Source organism: Macrococcoides goetzii (assembly GCF_002742385.2).
GTDB lineage: Bacteria > Bacillota > Bacilli > Staphylococcales > Staphylococcaceae > Macrococcoides > Macrococcoides goetzii.
Map to the genome: position 1 here is coordinate 1 of NZ_MJBI02000026.1, position 487 is coordinate 487.

Sequence of the window (487 nt, forward strand, 5' to 3'; positions counted from 1 at the left end):
AGATAATCTGACGATCGACCGAGGATTCGAAGTACCACCGGTACCATCACCGACATATAAAATCGGAGACCGCGTATGGCAGGATAACAATAATAATGACATCCAGGATGCGGGAGATACAGGAATCGCAGGCGTAACAGTAACACTGAAAGATAAGACAGGCAAAGTGATCGCAACGCAGACAACAGATGCGAATGGTAACTATCTGTTTGAAGGACTGTCAAACGGAGACTACACAGTAGAATTTGGCACACCAGCAGATATGAAACTAGTACCTGTGAAAGAGCATGTAGGTACATCAGATGTAGATTCAGATCTATCAATAGTACCAGTAACAATCAATGATGGAGATAATCTAACAATCGACCGAGGTTATGAATTATCAGTGCCGCCGGTAGTAACGCCAGAACCTGAAAAATTATATAGTTTAGGCGACTACGTATGGTCAGATGAAGGATCAGTACCAAATGTACAGGATAGCAGCGAC

General features: G+C 43.1%; 1 protein-coding gene. It reads left to right on the forward strand.

The features are described 5' to 3' along the window. Positions 1-487: SdrD B-like domain-containing protein (locus BFS35_RS13685; protein WP_205757175.1), on the forward strand; the 487-nt coding region annotated here is incomplete at both ends.